A 549-nucleotide genomic window follows, 5' to 3' on the forward strand; every position below is an offset into this window, starting at 1 on the left:
TCTTTCTTCTTCAAGAGGTGAAGCAAAAAGGGAACGAATCGGAAATTTACGGACAGTTTTTGGAAGACTGCGTGATTAACAATGGATCTACAGGTACTGACCCTTCAGACAAAGGCCTGTACAAAATTCAGCTTTACAAAGATCCACTCAGCGAGGCTTCCTAATATGTTGTACGTTAAAGCTCATAACCAGTTAGGCAAAAATTATCAACGGGGGCTTGCTGCAGTTGAGTTTATTTTAGTGCTCCCGGTTTTATTGATGCTATCTGTTTTAGTCATAGATGTTTGTCGTGCGTTTATACAATACACCGAAGTTAACAAAGCGCTGCAAAATGGCGCGCGATATGCTGTGGTGGACACTTACGGAACATTAGATTTTGATTCAATTGCAGATGAAACCAATATCAAAAATGTTGTTGTGTATGGAACACCGTCAGCGTCTTCAACGCCTATAATTGATTACATTGCTGTTGGGGATATTGTTATCACGCCTCCAACCTCGACAAATAAAATGGTTACTTTGTCTGCAACTTACAATTACGTGCCAATC

1 protein-coding gene is annotated in these 549 nt (G+C 40.3%); it reads left to right on the forward strand.

What is annotated here, in order from left to right; all coding sequences use genetic code 11:
* Positions 1 to 165: 165 nt before the first annotated feature.
* Positions 166 to 549 (forward strand): pilus assembly protein (locus tag R7093_RS27425; protein ID WP_318147307.1); only part of this gene is annotated, 384 nt, incomplete at its 3' end.

Source organism: Vibrio sp. 1580, from assembly GCF_033340055.1.